This window comes from Acetobacter ascendens, assembly GCF_001766235.1.
Classification (GTDB): Bacteria; Pseudomonadota; Alphaproteobacteria; order Acetobacterales; family Acetobacteraceae; genus Acetobacter; species Acetobacter ascendens.
On the sequence record NZ_CP015164.1, the window covers coordinates 1,254,439 to 1,269,579 of the forward strand.

A 15,141-nucleotide genomic window follows, 5' to 3' on the forward strand; every position below is an offset into this window, starting at 1 on the left:
ATGCATTTTCAGCAGAATTTACAAATCATCCAACTCAAGAATACTGCGTGCCAAAGTGTCTGGGCACCAAGCTGACAATGCTCTGCCCCTTCGGAAAGTGTATCGAAGAAAATAGTTTCAACTGATCTTGCAGCGGTACAGGTCTTGGTAAAATCGTCTGCTTGAGCAGGCAGGAACGAAATGATCACGTTCCCCGACAAAAATCAGGACATCGTGAGCCACAACACCGGTAATCCGAGGGTCAAAAGCGGCAGCACGGGGCGCAAGATAGCCCCCCCCATGCTCATACCAATCAAAATCGTATTTTCAGGTTGGAACCATATGTTTGGAAAATGCGTCAAACCATGTATCCGTATCGCCATCGGGAATGGTGCTGATTGCCATCAAGACTTCGTTCAGATCGCCCCCTCTTGCGGCAATATCATTCAAAACGCGGAGATTCTGAAAATGAAAGGTTTGGTTCTGGAAAAAACGAGAAATTCCATAATCTTTTAAAGAAGGGATACCAGGATTCTGCGCCATGTTGTTCGTCCTGTGCAATTATTGATGCCAATAAAGCGTATGTTTTTTGCTCTTCAGTCCATGCTAACACTGTGGGCATACCCATCTGGCCGGATCAACACACCAGAAACGCCGGAAAAAGATGGACTATCACCAACAATCTGCCCCGTAATCTGCTTTACACTATCCGACCGCAGCCATTCTGGATAATCCGGCTGATCGTGTTTTACCGATGACAGCGTTAGATGTACCCAATCCCCTTTTTCCATGAGGCGATAGAGCGTCATGGACTGATTTTCGACAATCAGATTGACATCCAGAACCCGCTTTCCAGAAACCAAATGCGTGGGAAGATTTTCTGGCACAACCTTGTTATAGCCATAGGCCACATCAAATCCTGAAATTTCCCCTGCAATGCGCCGGTTCACATCAGGAAAAGACAGGATGTCATTCCTTGTTCCACACTTAAATGTCTTCCACTATTCGTTCGGAAAAAGCTTTCCCCCGCACGCACTTCGGAGTCATTTTCAAAAACGTGTAGGATGGCAGACCAGAACGCCCGCAAAGTTGGAAAGTGGCCCCAGTTAGGAGGTTCTTCCGGCTCAATTGTGAAATTCACACTAAGTACAACCCAACTGATGCGCTCAAGATCTTCATCGCTGTAGGTCAGGATAGTCCTCTGTTCGCTGATCGTTTGCAATTATGTGAGAGCCTCATGATGGTTGAGATCAAGCCGTTTCTGTCAGAGCTCCTTATCTGTTGAGGTGAAGATAATCAAAACCGATGGAAATGCTTCTGTGCTTCTGTGATGGGGTGGACGGCTCCCAACGGCATCGCGATGTGCCAAGGTGAAGTCGTTGCAGAATTCACAGAGGAGGCCACCCATGGAACAAATTATCCGTATTGGCATGGACACGTCAAAAAGTGTTTTCCAATTGCACGGTGTAAACGCGAAGGAGCAGCCTGTTTTGCGCAGGAAGCTATCCCGCCGGGAGATGGTAAAGTTTTTTGAGAAACTGCCCCCGATTGAAATCGCGATTGAGGCCTGTGGCGCCTCCCATTACTGGGGGCGGGTGCTCTCGTGTCTGGGACACACAGTGAAGCTGATCGCGCCGCAGCTCGTGAAGCCTTATGTCAAGCGCGGGAAAAACGATGCCGCCGACGCGGAAGCCCTCTGTGAAGCGATGAGTCGGCCTACAATGCGGTTCGTCCCGCTCAAGAGCGAGGAAGAGCAGGCAGCGTTGATGCTGATTGGAATGCGGGCACGACTTATCCGGAACCGCACACAGCTCGCCAATACGATCCGGGGATATGCTGCCGAGTTTGGGATCATGGCGCCCAAAGGCATGTGCCGGATTGAGGCACTCCTTGATCGGATCGCTGCGGACGAAAGCCTGCCCACATTGACGCGCGAGTTGTTTGCCCTTCACGCAAAGGAATATGCTGAATTGCAAGGTGAAATCGAACAGCTTGAGGGCAAGGTGATGGCATGGCACCGCGCCAACGAATGCAGTCAGCGTCTTGCGAAAATTCCGGGCGTTGGCCCGATCGGCGCAGCGCTGCTGATGATGAAAACGCCTGATCCGCATCTGTTCAAATCGGGTCGAGCCTTTGCGGCCTGGATCGGATTGACGCCCAGGGATCACTCAACCGGTGGAAAAACAAGGCTTGGCAGAATCACACGCGCTGGCGATGAGGTCTTGCGAAGCACGCTGGTGGTTGGCGCGACCGCAGTCGTGTCGCATGCCCGGCGGACCAATGGGAAGAATGCCTCATCTTGGTTACGTGAATTGCTGGAGCGCAAAAAACCGAAACTCGCAGCGGTGGCCCTTGCCAATAAGATTGCGCGGATTGCCTGGAAACTGATGGTCAGCGGCGAACACTATAAGCGCCTTCTGCAGCAACCCGGCGCAGCTGCTGTTTGAGCTTAGCCTGGCACGATGCGCTGACATTTGACGCTCTCGTGCCGAGCTGAGGTCGTGGCTTGCAAGTAATAGAGCAGATGGTGTGATCGATCGATCCATGGCGTGAGAAAACCCGTGGCAACCAGTGGTCATCAAAGACCGCTTCTGTGTTTGGGGCTCACGCTGCGGAAGCCATCTTGGCCAGCGACCCTATGGCCGCATCAACAGGCCGGACATATGGAAGCAAAGATCCGATCATTTTCTTGCCTAGCCCCTTGCAAGGGGGAGCCGTCCACATATGGTTGCCGTCCGTTATGCAAGAGTTTTCTGACCCATATTGACGTGTGATCGTGTGCGGTCTTCTGTAAGGCCTGTTGATGTGGCCTTTCAGAAGCCACTGGCCAGTATGGTGATCAGCGGATCAGATCCAAATCTCACAGGCGTGCTTTAAAGCACAGAGAAATCCACTGGTTTTTCCGATCCGGATCAGACGATCATGCGCCCATTCAGGTCATCGCCCTCTCACACCCCTACCGGTTCCATCCGCGGGAGCCGAGCCATCGCTCAGGCTGCCACGGACAGGGCCGGATCCCGATAATCCTCCTGTTTTGTTGCCATGGCCCAGATGGCTCGTGCCATCCTGTTGGCCAGCGCAATGGCTACCAGCATACGGGGCTTGCGGGCCAGCATCCGTGCCAGCCAGCTTCCCGGTGCAGGGGCCTTACGGCTGGCCCAGTTCACCTGGGTCATGGCGCCCATGATGAGAAGCCTGCGGATATCAGCCTGCCCGGCTTTTGATATCTTCCCCAGCCTTTCCTTTCCGCCAGATGAGAACTGACGGGGCACCAGCCCCAGCCACGCAGCAAAGTCGCGCCCGCGCCGGAAGCTCTGCAGGTCAGGCGCAAAAGCTTCAATCGCAAGAGCGGTCAGAGGACCCACTCCAGGCATGCTCTGCAATCTGCAGGTGTTTTCACTTTCCTGGGCAAGCATCCTGATCTTCTTTGTTCTGACATCAATCCGCACACTCTGCTCCGAAATCTGTCGCAGCAGATCAAGGCATTCCTGCTTCACAGCCTCTGGCAGAACCGCCTCATCCAGCAATGCTTCAATGTGTCTGATATGCGCAATCCCCTGTGGCACGACGAGACCGAATTCATACAGAACGGCACGCAGGGCATTCACCAGTTCCGTGCGCTGGTGCACCAGACGCTGCCGGGCCCGGAAAAGAACGCCACGCGCCTGCTGCGCTTCAGTGCGTGGTTCGACAAAGCGCATTTCCGGCTGACGGGCCGCAATGACGATCGCTTCCGCATCAGCAGCATCGTTCTTCTGGCGCTTCACGAAAGGCTTCACATACTGCGGAGCGATCAGTCTGACCTCGTGACCAGCTCCTGCCAGTTCGCGAGCCCAGTAATGCGCGCTCCCGCACGCTTCAAGAACGACCAGAGCAGGCGGCTGCGTGGCCATGAACTGCATAAACTGCTGACGACGCAGCTTTTTGCGAAACATCACCTCGCCCGCACGCGAAGCTCCATGAACCTGGAAAATGTTCTTTGCCAGATCAACGCCTATCACTGTATCCTTCATCTGCCGTCCTTTCGCGCAGTCGTTTCTTCCAACGACCATTCTGGCACATTGCGATGCCGTGCGGGGAGGACGGCAACCACCCCATCTCACACTTGAGGCAATTTCAGGTCATTTTGTAGAGTTCAGTCATCCCACAGGAGCCCGATCTGGAATATTGACGATATTCTGCTTCTGGCGGCGGGTTCTGAACGCAGTGAGGGTGTCACGGCCTGAGAAGGCAGTGTTGGTGGAAGCTATGTGGTCTGTGCACTGTCTGTTTCTTCAGATGGCCTGCCGGAGCCTTCGCAATCGTGCATGAGCGAGGGCGAATTCATGCTGACAGGGGAACATGTCCGGCATGGACAGGACAATCCGACGGACGCTGAGCGTTACACGTGTCGCGATTTTGAGCAGTCGTGCGCGTATGGTGCCACAGGTCGCCGTCTCCAGGCTGGTCTGGCCAAGGGCCAGTCTTTGCAGAGCGGTCAGCAGGACATAGGCTGCGGCCGAGAACCACAGCCGGAGCTGGTTGGCCCGGATGGTGTGGGACGAGGTCCTGTCTGAGAACAGATCCATCTGGCATTCCTTGATGCGGTTTTCCATATCCCCGCGTGCGCAGTAAATCTGTTCGTAGAGATGGCGGGGGTCGGACATTCCCTGCGGTAGCGTGGTGACAATAAAGCGATGATAGCGGTTGCCGTGGCGCCATTCGGCCTTGGCCACCACCCGCCTGCGGCGCGTCCAGCTGTCCTTTGTGATCCAGTCAAAGGAGGCAAAGCCGCGCGCAGCTCTGCCTGTCGTGGCGGCTTCGTCACGAACCTCAGCGGACAAAGAGGCAATCCGGTCATACAGGCGGGTGTTGCCTGCAAGCCCAAACAGGAAGTCAACGTGGTTGTCTTCGCACCATGTCATCAGACTGTCCCGGGCGAAACCGCTGTCCCCACGCACCAGGATACGCACCCGGGGCCAGCGGCTCCTGATCTGCTCCACGATCCGGCGGATGTCTGCCAGTGCTTCCTTCCCCGGGTCCCTGTCTGCCGTGCGCAGGGTAGCGCTGAGGAGATGGTCCCCGCAGAAGACATACAGGGGAAGATAGCAGTTATGGCCGTAATATCCATGAAAGGCGCGGCCTTCCTGATGGCCATGGATACGGTCATCGGTGGCATCCACATCCAGAACGATCCGGGCGGGTGCGTGCTCATGCTGGTCAAGGAAGAGCGTGACGAACAGGGTAGCCAGGGCCTCATGATCAGCAATGATGCGGCAGTAACGATCTGCCTGCTGCCCACTGCGCTCTAGCCGGTTCAGCGTGGATTTTCCTGCCAGTGCCGCACAGTTGGCCCGGCTTCCTGACAGACGTCCCGATACCAGACCCATGACAGGATCATGACGTAAAGCGTCATGGTCATTAAGGTCTTCATAGCCCAGTGCCAGGCCCATGATCCGCTGACGGACAAGGTCTTCAACCCGGTATTCCACAAAGGCAGGATGCCGCTTATCGCGAAAACAGGCAGCAAAGCGGCGGCTGAGACCCAGAATGTCATCAGCCTGCTTCACCAGAATGACGCCCCCATCCGAACTCATGCGACCCCCGTCAAAACGGGCCACAACACGCCGTCCACAGGAGGCTGGAAACTCATACGCGCCTGCGCTACACTCTGTCTGCATCGGGTTTTCTTATAGCTTATGAAAAATTCTTTTGTGCAAAACAAACTTTTTCATAATCTAACCCGATGTACAACCCTTCTGTGAGATTTCCGCGTCAATCAGAGGTTCCCAGATCGCCCATGTCTCGTCCGTAAAGGTGCCTGTTCTGTCTCCTTCTTCCATCCCTACAATATGGGAAGAAATTCAAGATCTAACAGGCCCTAGAAATTATTGCACTTATTGTGCCTATGGTGTCCCAAGTTGTCATTGATGAAGTGGTTGTCACCTCAGACCACGAACTTCTTGTGACTATTGCTGTTGGTTTAGGATTGTTGCTGCTTTTGCAAATGTTTATTGGCTGTGTTCGCCAATGGGCTATTATTCTGCTTGGAACGCGTGTTGGTTTGCAATGGAATACCAGCTTATTCGACGCGGAAATCTCACAGAAGGGTTGTACATCGGGTTAGATTATGAAAAAGTCTGTTTTGTACAAAATAATTTTTCATAAGCAATAAACGAACCCGATGCAGACAGAGTGTAGCGCAGGCGCGTATGAGTTTCCAGCCTCCTGTGGACGGCGTGTTGTGGCCCGTTTTGACGGGGGTCGCATGAGTTCGGATGGGGGCGTCATTCTGGTGAAGCAGGCTGATGACATTCTGGGGCTCAGCCGCCGCTTTGCTGCCTGTTTTCGCGATGAACGGCATCCCGGCTTTGTGGAATACCGGGTTGAAGACCTTGTCCGTCAGCGGATCATGGGCCTGGCACTGGGCTATGAAGACCTTAATGACCATGACGCTTTACGTCATGATCCTGTCATGGGTCTGGTATCGGGACGTCTGTCAGGAAGCCGGGCCAACTGTGCGGCACTGGCAGGCAAATCCACGCTGAACCGGTTGGAGCGCAGTGGGCAGCAGGCAGATCGTTACTGCCGCATCATTGCTGATCATGAGGCCCTGGCTACCCTGTTCGTGACGCTTTTCATGGACCAGCATGAGCGCGCACCCGCCCGGATCGTTCTGGATGTGGATGCCACCGATGACCGTATCCATGGCCATCAGGAAGGCCGCGCCTTTCATGGATATTACGGCCATAACTGCTATCTGCCCCTGTATGTCTTCTGCGGGGACCATCTCCTCAGCGCTACCCTGCGCACGGCAGACAGGGACCCGGGGAAGGAAGCACTGGCAGACATCCGCCGGATCGTGGAGCAGATCAGGAGCCGCTGGCCCCGGGTGCGTATCCTGGTGCGTGGGGACAGCGGTTTCGCCCGGGACAGTCTGATGACATGGTGCGAAGACAACCACGTTGACTTCCTGTTTGGGCTTGCAGGCAACACCCGCCTGTATGACCGGATTGCCTCTTTGTCCGCTGAGGTTCGTGACGAAGCCGCCACGACAGGCAGAGCTGCGCGCGGCTTTGCCTCCTTTGACTGGATCACAAAGGACAGCTGGACGCGCCGCAGGCGGGTCGTGGCCAAGGCCGAATGGCGCCATGGCAACCGCTATCATCGCTTTATTGTCACCACGCTACCGCAGGGAATGTCCGACCCCCGCCATCTCTACGAACAGATTTACTGCGCACGCGGGGATATGGAAAACCGCATCAAGGAATGCCAGATGGATCTGTTCTCAGACAGGACCTCGTCCCACACCATCCGGGCCAACCAGCTCCGGCTGTGGTTCTCGGCCGCAGCCTATGTCCTGCTGACCGCTCTGCAAAGACTGGCCCTTGGCCAGACCAGCCTGGAGACGGCGACCTGTGGCACCATACGCGCACGACTGCTCAAAATCGCGACACGTGTAACGCTCAGCGTCCGTCGGATTGTCCTGTCCATGCCGGACATGTTCCCCTGTCAGCATGAATTCGCCCTCGCTCATGCACGATTGCGAAGGCTCCGGCAGGCCATCTGAAGAAACAGACAGTGCACAGACCACATAGCTTCCACCAACACTGCCTTCTCAGGCCGTGACACCCTCACTGCGTTCAGAACCCGCCGCCAGAAGCAGAATATCGTCAATATTCCAGATCGGGCTCCTGTGGGATGACTGAATTCTACAAAATGACCCGAAATTGCCTCAAGTGTGAGAAATCCGCGTCGATCACCTCTCCCGTTTGCCACTGGATTATTTTTCTAAGCGGCATGTGGGGGATATTCTTTCGCGCTTTAATACCTTAGCTACAATTCAAAAAACAATTACTACAGATATGGTGCAAGCCTTTATGGATGGCATAATGGCTATCGGCATGGCCATTATGCTGTTTCTTTATGGTGGTTGGCTAGGCATTGTTGCCATGGTGGCAACAGGCTTGGATATTTTGCTGCGTTTATTTACCTATAATATTTACAAAGAAATTTCAGAAGAACAAATTGTTGTCGATGCTCGTCAACAAACTCATTTTATTGAAACAATTCGCGGCATGGCAAGCATAAAACTTTTAGGGTTACGTGAACGACGCCGCACAACATGGCTTAATCTTTTAGTAGATAGTATAAATATTAGGCTTCGTTTACAGCGTTATGATTTGTTTTATGGTCGGATAGGAGATCTTATATTTGGAGCTGACCGTCTTATTATGATGATTCTGGGCGCAGGTGCTGTGATGAAAGGCCAAATGACAGTAGGTATGCTTGTGGCTTTTCTCACCTACAAAGACCAATTTGCAACGCGTATTGGAAGTTTAATAAGCAGTGGTTTTCAATTACGTATGCTGAATGTTCAAACAGAACGTTTGTCTGATATTGTTATGACATCACCTGAAGCAGCTAGAGCATAATCCGATCAGTCTGGTTCATATCCAGCGGCGGTGAAGCACGCGGCGGCCTGGCGATGAGAGATATCGTCAATTGCTCCACAGACGGTATTTTGAAGAGCGTCGAGGGTTCGCGGTGCCACCCGTCTGATCCACGCCTTCATTTTGGCGAAGATGTTTTCGATCGGGTTGAAATCAGGACTGTAGGGCGGCAGGAACAACAACCTGGCGCCGACTGCCTCCACAGCCTCGCGGGCAACGGCTCCTTTATGGGCGGGCAGATTGTCCAGAATGACGACGTCTCCCGGTGATAAGGTTGGAACGAGCACCTTGCGGGTATAGGCGGCAAACCATTCGCCGGTCATTGGGCCGTCCAGCATCATCGGTGCTGTCATGCCGGAGAGGCGCAGCCCGCCGATGAACGTCGTGGTTTTCCAGTGCCCGTGGGGCACGGACATCCGACAGCGCGTGCCCCGTTGTGACCGCCCCCGCAGGCGAGCCATCTTCGTTGAGACGGCTGTTTCGTCGATGAAGATCAGACGGGTCGGATCAAGGTCAGGCTGGCTGTCAAACCAGACCTCGCGCTGCTGTGCGACGTCGGGCCGTGTCTGCTCGCTGGCGTGCGCCGTTTTTTTTGATGGTCATGTCGTGACGGTCGAGACAGCGCCAGATCGTGCTCGGCGCAAAGCGGACACCGTGTTCCGCTGCAAGTGTCTCCGCCAGTTCGACAAGGGAAATATCGGCCTTTGTTTCAATCGCGGCCAGCAGGAAGGTTGACCACGCTTCAATCCGGTGAGAACGGCGATCGCCGCCCTGTTTAAGCGCATGGTCACGACCGCTGGCCTGCCACTCAGCAACCCAGCGGATAACGCTCGACGAAGACACACCAAAACGAACCGCCGCCGCACGACGGGTCATGCCAGAGGCAACAGCCGCAATCGTGCGGCGGCGAAGGTCAGCAGACAGGGCTCGGGTCATACGGGCCGGCCTCCATACCGGCACATAGTATGAATCAGATTTCGACCAGTATGGGAATCTTAAAATGAACCTATTAGATCGGATTATGCTCTAGCTCTCCGTCCATTATCACCGATACCCCCTTTCATGCGGAGCAAGCTGCAGGCAGCCTTACATGCACCCACATTTCTGCTCGCTACGGAAAGCATGAACCTTGGGTTTTTAAGAACATTTCTCTTCATATTCCCGCAGGAAGTAGCATTGCAATCATTGGGCCATCAGGTTGTGGTAAAACAACATTTCTAAAAACTCTTATGGGGTTAATTCAGGCGGACGAAGGCACAATCTGCTTGAACAGTACGGATATTAACACCCTCACATTAGAGGGTTACCGTAATCGTATTGCAGGTGTTTTACAGGATGATGGCTTATTTTCTGGATCTATTGCTGACAATATAAGCGGTTTTTCCGAAAATGTTGATGAACCATGGCTACTGGAATGCGCAAAAAAAGCCGCCATTCTTCACGATATACAACGTATGCCAATGGGTTTTGAAACATTGGTAGGAGACATGGGCAGCGGCTTATCTGGCGGCCAAAAACAACGCATTATTCTTGCAAGAGCACTTTACCGTCGTCCTGAAATTTTATTTCTGGATGAAGCGACAAGCCATTTAGATGAAACAACAGAACAAGCCGTAGCTTCCGCTCTTCATGATATGCAGATTACACGCATTATGGTTGCTCATCGGCCAACCACAATTGCTCATGCAGATGCGGTATATAGATTTCAGAGTAATGAAATACTGAAACAGCACATGAACTAACGCGTAGAGGGATCGAAGAAGCCGCAAGACTTGTAATGGTTTTGTGCTGGTCATCTGAGCGCTTTAAGCTCGTATCAGGAGACCGACGAGACCGTGAAGATTGCGTTGAGCTGTGGGCTGTCACGCAGGCGCATTACGGCCGACCTAGGTATTGGAAAATCCACTCTGGGTAAATGGATAGTAAATTACTGTCCGAGCGAGCCGGTATCGGGGCCTCAGGCTGATCTGGCCCGCGAGAATGAACGTCTTCGCCTGCATACCGATCATTGGTGGAGTTCGGAGCAGCCTGTTTTTCATCTGGAGGGTTCTAAAAACCCTCCTTTTGGTCGATTATGAAATCATAACCCATTGATATTGTTGCAGACAAAAAGTCTTAAATAGGGTTTTTCGAACCCTCCACATCACTGCTACAGACTGGTTCAAGCCCTAACTATAATATGCGCTATTTCCCGCTTCCTTGAAGTAGAGCAGATCATTACACAAGAAATCATCACTCTATTCACAAACCAGCCACCAATGCATCTTAAGCTTTAAAAACAACACTTCTTCAATATCACCAAATCAAATATATTTATTCCCAAAATAAAAATCATTCATATTCTTCAGTTAGATGTGGCCGCATCATCGTAATAATGTCCGGCTTGATTGCATTTGTATAATGGTTATCAAAATGTGTACGAATGTAATTTGCAACATTGGCTATTTGTTGATCATCCAAGGTGACGGCAAACCATGGCATAGCGCCCATGCCGTTAAGCACAACAGATGCTACATATTCCGCACTCTGTAATTTGGGATTTTTTGCCAAGGCAGGAAACTGGGCACCAGCACCTTCTGCACCCTTTCCATCTGACATATGGCAACTCTGGCAGATGTGCTTATAAATATCTGCACCATCTGAAAGGGATTGTGTTTTATCTATTACATTACCAGAGCTATCAGCCCATGCTGTTGTTGATGTAAAAATCAGAAGTAAAAAAAAGGTAGTATAAAAAAACGTATTACGCATCAGGTCGCCCCCATTATACGTTGATGCAAGCGCGTAATAGCATCCAGGGCAGATAGAATGGCACCTTCCTGCCAACATCCAACATAAGAAGCATGCTCACCTGCCAGCACAATGCGCTTATCTATACTGCAAAGTGTTTTATAGTGTGTTCGCCGCGCTTCCTCTGTCCACATGGAACAACATCCCATAACCCATGGTGTCCGGCTCCATGCAAAGCTCACACCATTTGAAAACTCCTTATGATATTGAGGATGAATAATACCTCCCTGTTCCAAAGCACGTTCCAGACGTTCTTGGGGAGGCATTCCAACATAGTCATACGCAGGCGTGCCAAATAGATAGCCCCCCAGCAATACTGCCGGTCCTTTCCTGAAATACCCATGACTGGGATAGGAAATCTGGCTGATCGGCTGATCTGTAAAACTGATGCCGCCGTAAATCTGCTCATCCTCTTCCCAGAATCTACGATTGAACTCCAGTCCAATTTTAACAGAAGATGCATACGGTACAGCCAAGATTGCAGCTTTCATCGCATCTTCCACCTGCACATCCAGTTGTGAGAGAATGGAAAGAGGAATAGTGCAGACACAATAATCAGCCTGCATCTGTCTGACAGCGCCACCACGTACCATATCGTTATAAGTAACGGTTACACCCTGTTCATTCTGGGAAATCTGTGTAACTTTACAGTTCAGCTTAATCAGATCTTTTACTTGACGAGCAAAACCCTTACCAATCTGGTCCATGCCCCCCACAGGCTGGAACAGTGTTGTCTGCATATCAATACGTTGGTTAAATGCCATCCAGTCCCACAAACCGGATTTCATGATGTCTTTACGTGCCAATACATCCGATGGCACAGATGCACCATTCAAACCGCCACCTTGCGCACGCTCAAAACCACGACGCCATGAACTGATAGTACCTTTTGTATAAGAAAGGTCTGGCGTAAGAGCCCCCCATGATTTCATGGCTTCAATTAAATAATGATGCTCGTCTTCACTGACGATATCGTCCAACTTATGCTGATTGATTGCCTTGGCGAGAAGTTCTGCCGTAAATCCGTAAAAATCGGCAGAAAACTCCCTGTACCTTACGGATTTACCACCAAAAGTATCACTTGAATGCATCCACGTGTTATGATTGACCTCAATAAACGGCTCAAGCTCAATCCCAAACTTCCGGCAATAATATAGCAATCCTTGATGGTGATACGGAATACGCCACGGACCCGGATTGAAATAATTCCCTTTTGCAAAATGAACTTTCTGTGACGCGCCCCCCAATTCCGTTACGGTATCTCCCGCACGCAAGCTGATATTACGGCCACCACTGCGGTTCTGAAACTCCAGAATCTGAACATCATATCCAGCCTTGCGTAATTCGTAGGCCGATAACATACCTGCCAGCCCCGCCCCGAGAACCAGAATTCTGGTTCCCTTTTTGGCGCCAGTAAGAGAGGGAGGATGTGTAAAATCCGTTCCGACGGCATGCCCCATAGTGGTCATGGCTTGATAGAGCGCCACACTACCTGCCAATGCACCAATACGCGTAAGCAATTGCCGCCGTGTAAAAGGGAATGAATGATGAGGTTGTGACATCAAAGAATCCCGTCATTTTTGTATTCAGCGTTACCGAACTCTGCGGCAAACATTCCAAAGCATCATATGGAAAACACAAGAACCATGAAACTATTATAAAAATTCATGGATTTTACATATATCGCTTTACATAAATATATCTGTTCAAAATTCCTGATCCGCCATCAACACGGCATGCAGTATCACGTTGCTTCCGGCCGTTGCATCTTCCTGCGTTGCACTTTCTGCTTCGTTATGGCTGATACCCTGCCAACATGGCACAAAAATCATGGCGGTTGGCACAACCCTAGAAACATACACAGCATCGTGCCCGGCGCCGGATACAATATCTTGCACGCTATAATTCAGCTCTTTCCCGCTTTCCCGAACACAGGCAACGCAGCGCTTATCAAAATGTACGGCTGGGGAATTCCATGTCGGCATTATGCTGACCTCCACATCAGCCGCTTGCGCACATTCCTGCATACGGCGCAGGAAATCTTCTTCCATACCCTGCAAAGCCGCCTCAGATGGGTTACGCAAATCCACAGTAAAGCGCACTTCCCGCGGAACAACGTTGCTGCTGGCTGGAAACGCCGTGATAATGCCAATGGTACTCAGACCATCCGGCGCAAAGGCCTGCGCCACTGCATTTACCTGATCAATCATACGTGCGGCGACCAATAAGGCATCCTTACGCATGGGCATGGGGGTTGTGCCTGCATGTGCAGAGCGGCCGCGTACCACAACCTCATGCCAGCGCATGCCCTGCACGCCGGTTACAACACCTATGGTGCACCCTTTGGCTTCCAGCACAGGACCCTGTTCAATATGCAGCTCAAAATATGCTGCCGCCGGATGCTGCCCGCAGTGTTCTTCTCCTACAAAGCCACCACGTTCCAGTTCCTGCCGCAACGTTATGCCAGTTGCATCTGTCCTGCTGCCTGCAAATTCCTCTGTAAAAGCGCCACCAAAAACACCCGAAGCCAGCATGGGGGGGCTAAAGCGTGCCCCTTCCTCATTTGTCCAGTTCACCACTTCTACAGGATGACGCGTGTGAATGCCTGCATCATGAAGCGCACGCAAAACCGCAATACCGCCCAATACGCCTAAAATGCCATCAAAACGACCGCCTGTAACCTGGGTATCCAGATGGCTGCCCATCATAATGGGAGGCAGATCATTTTGCAGGCCGGCACGACGGGCAAACTGATTACCCATAGAATCATAGGTAACAGTGCATCCGAACGCCTTGCAGGTTTGTTCAAACCATGCCCGAACCTGAAAATCTTCATCTGAAAGAGCAAGTCTGCATATACCACCTTTTGCCGTTCCACCAAAAGCAGCGGTTGTGGTGAGATCATGCCACAGCGCCTGTCCATTCACTGTCAGATCGGCATATTGGCTCATATCCTGTCCCTTTTCTGTTTCAGGCGTTTTGGTATTCAATATCCATGCATAACATCACACAACAAAGCCGGGCGCCCTCCCCGCTCCAGACATGCCACCATATCCGCTGCGTAACGGGCCTGCATTTCACGAGATGCCTCGGATGCAACATGCGGCGTAAGGATCACTCGTGGGTGTTGCCACAAGGCAGATTCAGCAGGCAGAGGCTCGGGCGTTACAACATCCAGCACTGCGCCACATAACGTGCCATCATCCAGTGCCTTGAGTAGGTCTTTCTGCACAACGTGTCTGCCACGGCCAACATTTACAAATCCAGCACCTTTTGTAAGATGCTGGAAAAAATCAGAATCAATCAGCCCTTCTGTTGCAGGCGTTGCCGGTAACAGATTTACCAGAATATCCACTTCAGCCAAAAATCCGGGCAGCTTCTCTCTACCGCTCCAGACTGTTACGCCTTCCACACCGGAAGGCAGACGTTTCCATCCAGAAACACAAAAACCAAACCTGGCCAGATCCTGCGCAACAAAAGCGCCAAGATGCCCAAGGCCCATCACGCCCACTCTAGTTGTATCGGATGTGCGGCTGCATACATTATTGCGCCATATAGCGTGCTGTTGCTGGAGAGCCCATGTGCGAGCCCCCCTGAGAAGGCTGATGACTGCCCACAGCACATAATCCGCCATCAGGCGGGCTGTCTGCTCCCCGCCCATACGCACCAAGGGTACATTCTGCGGAAAACCCGGCAGGGAGAGCAGATGATCAACACCTGCTCCTGTGCATATAATGCCTTTCATATGGGCAAGGCATTCCACATGCTCTGGTTCTGGTTTCCAGACCAAAGCATAATCATCAGGCTGCAATTGCCACATAGGGTCAACCCATGAGCAGACAGGAAGATCAGGCGCAACCGTAGCAAAAGCCTGCCGCCAGCTTTCAAAGACCTCATGGCCATCTGCGCTGATTACAATACGAGCAGGCATTTGCTATTC

11 protein-coding genes and 4 pseudogenes are annotated in these 15,141 nt (G+C 52.0%); 5 read left to right on the forward strand and 10 right to left on the reverse strand.

Annotated elements, in window-relative coordinates:
• Positions 1-306: 306 nt before the first annotated feature.
• The 3 genes and pseudogenes from A4S02_RS16060 to A4S02_RS16065 all read right to left on the reverse strand — a co-directional run.
• Positions 307-522 carry a hypothetical protein gene (locus A4S02_RS16060; RefSeq protein ID WP_070323245.1) on the reverse strand — a complete coding sequence of 72 codons (216 nt, stop codon included), beginning with the start codon at positions 520-522 and terminating at the stop codon, positions 307-309.
• Between the two features lie 53 nt (positions 523-575).
• The gene (locus A4S02_RS06075; protein ID WP_019087987.1) at positions 576-929 is read right to left on the reverse strand and encodes an aromatic-ring hydroxylase C-terminal domain-containing protein; all 354 of its coding nucleotides are present in this window, start codon (positions 927-929) and stop codon (positions 576-578) included.
• Positions 926-1,198: pseudogene (locus A4S02_RS16065) on the reverse strand (hypothetical protein); the annotation flags it as partial. The pseudogene A4S02_RS16065 and the gene A4S02_RS06075, both read right to left, overlap by 4 nt.
• Before the next feature lie 187 nt (positions 1,199-1,385).
• On the opposite strand from A4S02_RS16065, the gene A4S02_RS06085 reads away from it, so the two are divergent.
• Positions 1,386-2,426 carry an IS110 family RNA-guided transposase gene (locus tag A4S02_RS06085; RefSeq protein ID WP_070323247.1) on the forward strand — a complete coding sequence of 347 codons (1,041 nt, stop codon included), beginning with the start codon at positions 1,386-1,388 and terminating at the stop codon, positions 2,424-2,426.
• A 543-nt stretch (positions 2,427-2,969) separates the two neighbouring features.
• Here A4S02_RS06085 and A4S02_RS06090 read toward each other — a convergent pair.
• Positions 2,970-3,992: an IS110 family RNA-guided transposase gene (locus A4S02_RS06090; protein WP_070323248.1), complete on the reverse strand. Its 1,023-nt coding sequence runs from the start codon at positions 3,990-3,992 to the stop codon at positions 2,970-2,972.
• A 261-nt stretch (positions 3,993-4,253) separates the two neighbouring features.
• Positions 4,254-5,639: an IS1380-like element IS1380A family transposase gene (locus A4S02_RS06095; protein WP_070323249.1), complete on the reverse strand. Its 1,386-nt coding sequence runs from the start codon at positions 5,637-5,639 to the stop codon at positions 4,254-4,256.
• A gap of 200 nt (positions 5,640-5,839) precedes the next feature.
• Here A4S02_RS06095 and A4S02_RS16390 point away from each other — a divergent pair.
• The 3 genes and pseudogenes from A4S02_RS16390 to A4S02_RS06110 all read left to right on the forward strand — a co-directional run.
• Positions 5,840-6,049 (forward strand): annotated as a pseudogene (locus tag A4S02_RS16390) (hypothetical protein); the annotation flags it as partial.
• Between the two features lie 93 nt (positions 6,050-6,142).
• A complete protein-coding gene (locus A4S02_RS06105) occupies positions 6,143-7,528 on the forward strand; it encodes an IS1380 family transposase (protein WP_070323251.1) in 1,386 nt (461 codons plus the stop codon).
• A gap of 187 nt (positions 7,529-7,715) precedes the next feature.
• Positions 7,716-8,381: pseudogene (locus A4S02_RS06110) on the forward strand (ABC transporter transmembrane domain-containing protein); the annotation flags it as partial.
• 17 nt (positions 8,382-8,398) lie between these two features.
• On the opposite strand, the gene A4S02_RS15000 reads toward A4S02_RS06110, so the two are convergent.
• Positions 8,399-9,347, reverse strand: a protein-coding gene (locus tag A4S02_RS15000) for an IS630 family transposase (RefSeq protein WP_265733701.1) whose coding sequence is annotated in 2 segments (ribosomal slippage) — positions 8,399-9,008 and positions 9,007-9,347 — 951 coding nt in all. Because the reading frame shifts where the segments join, the coding sequence is not laid out codon by codon here.
• Between the two features lie 131 nt (positions 9,348-9,478).
• On the opposite strand from A4S02_RS15000, the pseudogene A4S02_RS06125 reads away from it, so the two are divergent.
• Positions 9,479-10,153 (forward strand): annotated as a pseudogene (locus tag A4S02_RS06125) (ATP-binding cassette domain-containing protein); the annotation flags it as partial.
• 589 nt (positions 10,154-10,742) lie between these two features.
• Here A4S02_RS06125 and A4S02_RS06130 read toward each other — a convergent pair.
• From A4S02_RS06130 to A4S02_RS06145, 4 genes are all read right to left on the reverse strand, one after another.
• The gene (locus tag A4S02_RS06130) at positions 10,743-11,162 is read right to left on the reverse strand and encodes a c-type cytochrome (RefSeq protein ID WP_070323254.1); all 420 of its coding nucleotides are present in this window, start codon (positions 11,160-11,162) and stop codon (positions 10,743-10,745) included.
• On the reverse strand, positions 11,162-12,763 hold the full coding sequence (locus A4S02_RS06135; RefSeq protein WP_070323255.1) for a flavin monoamine oxidase family protein: 1,602 nt from the start codon (positions 12,761-12,763) through the stop codon (positions 11,162-11,164). The genes A4S02_RS06130 and A4S02_RS06135 overlap by 1 nt, the downstream gene beginning before the upstream one ends.
• Positions 12,764-12,907: 144 nt before the next feature.
• The gene (locus tag A4S02_RS06140) at positions 12,908-14,152 is read right to left on the reverse strand and encodes a M20 family metallo-hydrolase (RefSeq protein WP_070324196.1); all 1,245 of its coding nucleotides are present in this window, start codon (positions 14,150-14,152) and stop codon (positions 12,908-12,910) included.
• 35 nt (positions 14,153-14,187) lie between these two features.
• Complete coding sequence (locus tag A4S02_RS06145) at positions 14,188-15,132, reverse strand: 2-hydroxyacid dehydrogenase (protein ID WP_070323256.1); 945 nt, start codon at positions 15,130-15,132, stop codon at positions 14,188-14,190.
• Between the last annotated feature and the right edge of the window lie 9 nt (positions 15,133-15,141).

What these genes read in the sequence shown, in the direction of transcription:
- A4S02_RS16060 (WP_070323245.1), bottom strand. Translation starts at nt 522, where the DNA reads ATGGCGCAGAATCCTGGTATCCCTTCTTTAAAAGATTATGGAATTTCT.
- A4S02_RS06085 (WP_070323247.1), top strand. Translation starts at nt 1,386, where the DNA reads ATGGAACAAATTATCCGTATTGGCATGGACACGTCAAAAAGTGTTTTC.
- A4S02_RS06090 (WP_070323248.1), bottom strand. Translation starts at nt 3,992, where the DNA reads ATGAAGGATACAGTGATAGGCGTTGATCTGGCAAAGAACATTTTCCAG.
- A4S02_RS06095 (WP_070323249.1), bottom strand. Translation starts at nt 5,639, where the DNA reads ATGCAGACAGAGTGTAGCGCAGGCGCGTATGAGTTTCCAGCCTCCTGT.
- A4S02_RS06105 (WP_070323251.1), top strand. Translation starts at nt 6,143, where the DNA reads ATGCAGACAGAGTGTAGCGCAGGCGCGTATGAGTTTCCAGCCTCCTGT.
- A4S02_RS06130 (WP_070323254.1), bottom strand. Translation starts at nt 11,162, where the DNA reads ATGCGTAATACGTTTTTTTATACTACCTTTTTTTTACTTCTGATTTTT.
- A4S02_RS06135 (WP_070323255.1), bottom strand. Translation starts at nt 12,763, where the DNA reads ATGTCACAACCTCATCATTCATTCCCTTTTACACGGCGGCAATTGCTT.
- A4S02_RS06140 (WP_070324196.1), bottom strand. Translation starts at nt 14,152, where the DNA reads ATGAGCCAATATGCCGATCTGACAGTGAATGGACAGGCGCTGTGGCAT.
- A4S02_RS06145 (WP_070323256.1), bottom strand. Translation starts at nt 15,132, where the DNA reads ATGCCTGCTCGTATTGTAATCAGCGCAGATGGCCATGAGGTCTTTGAA.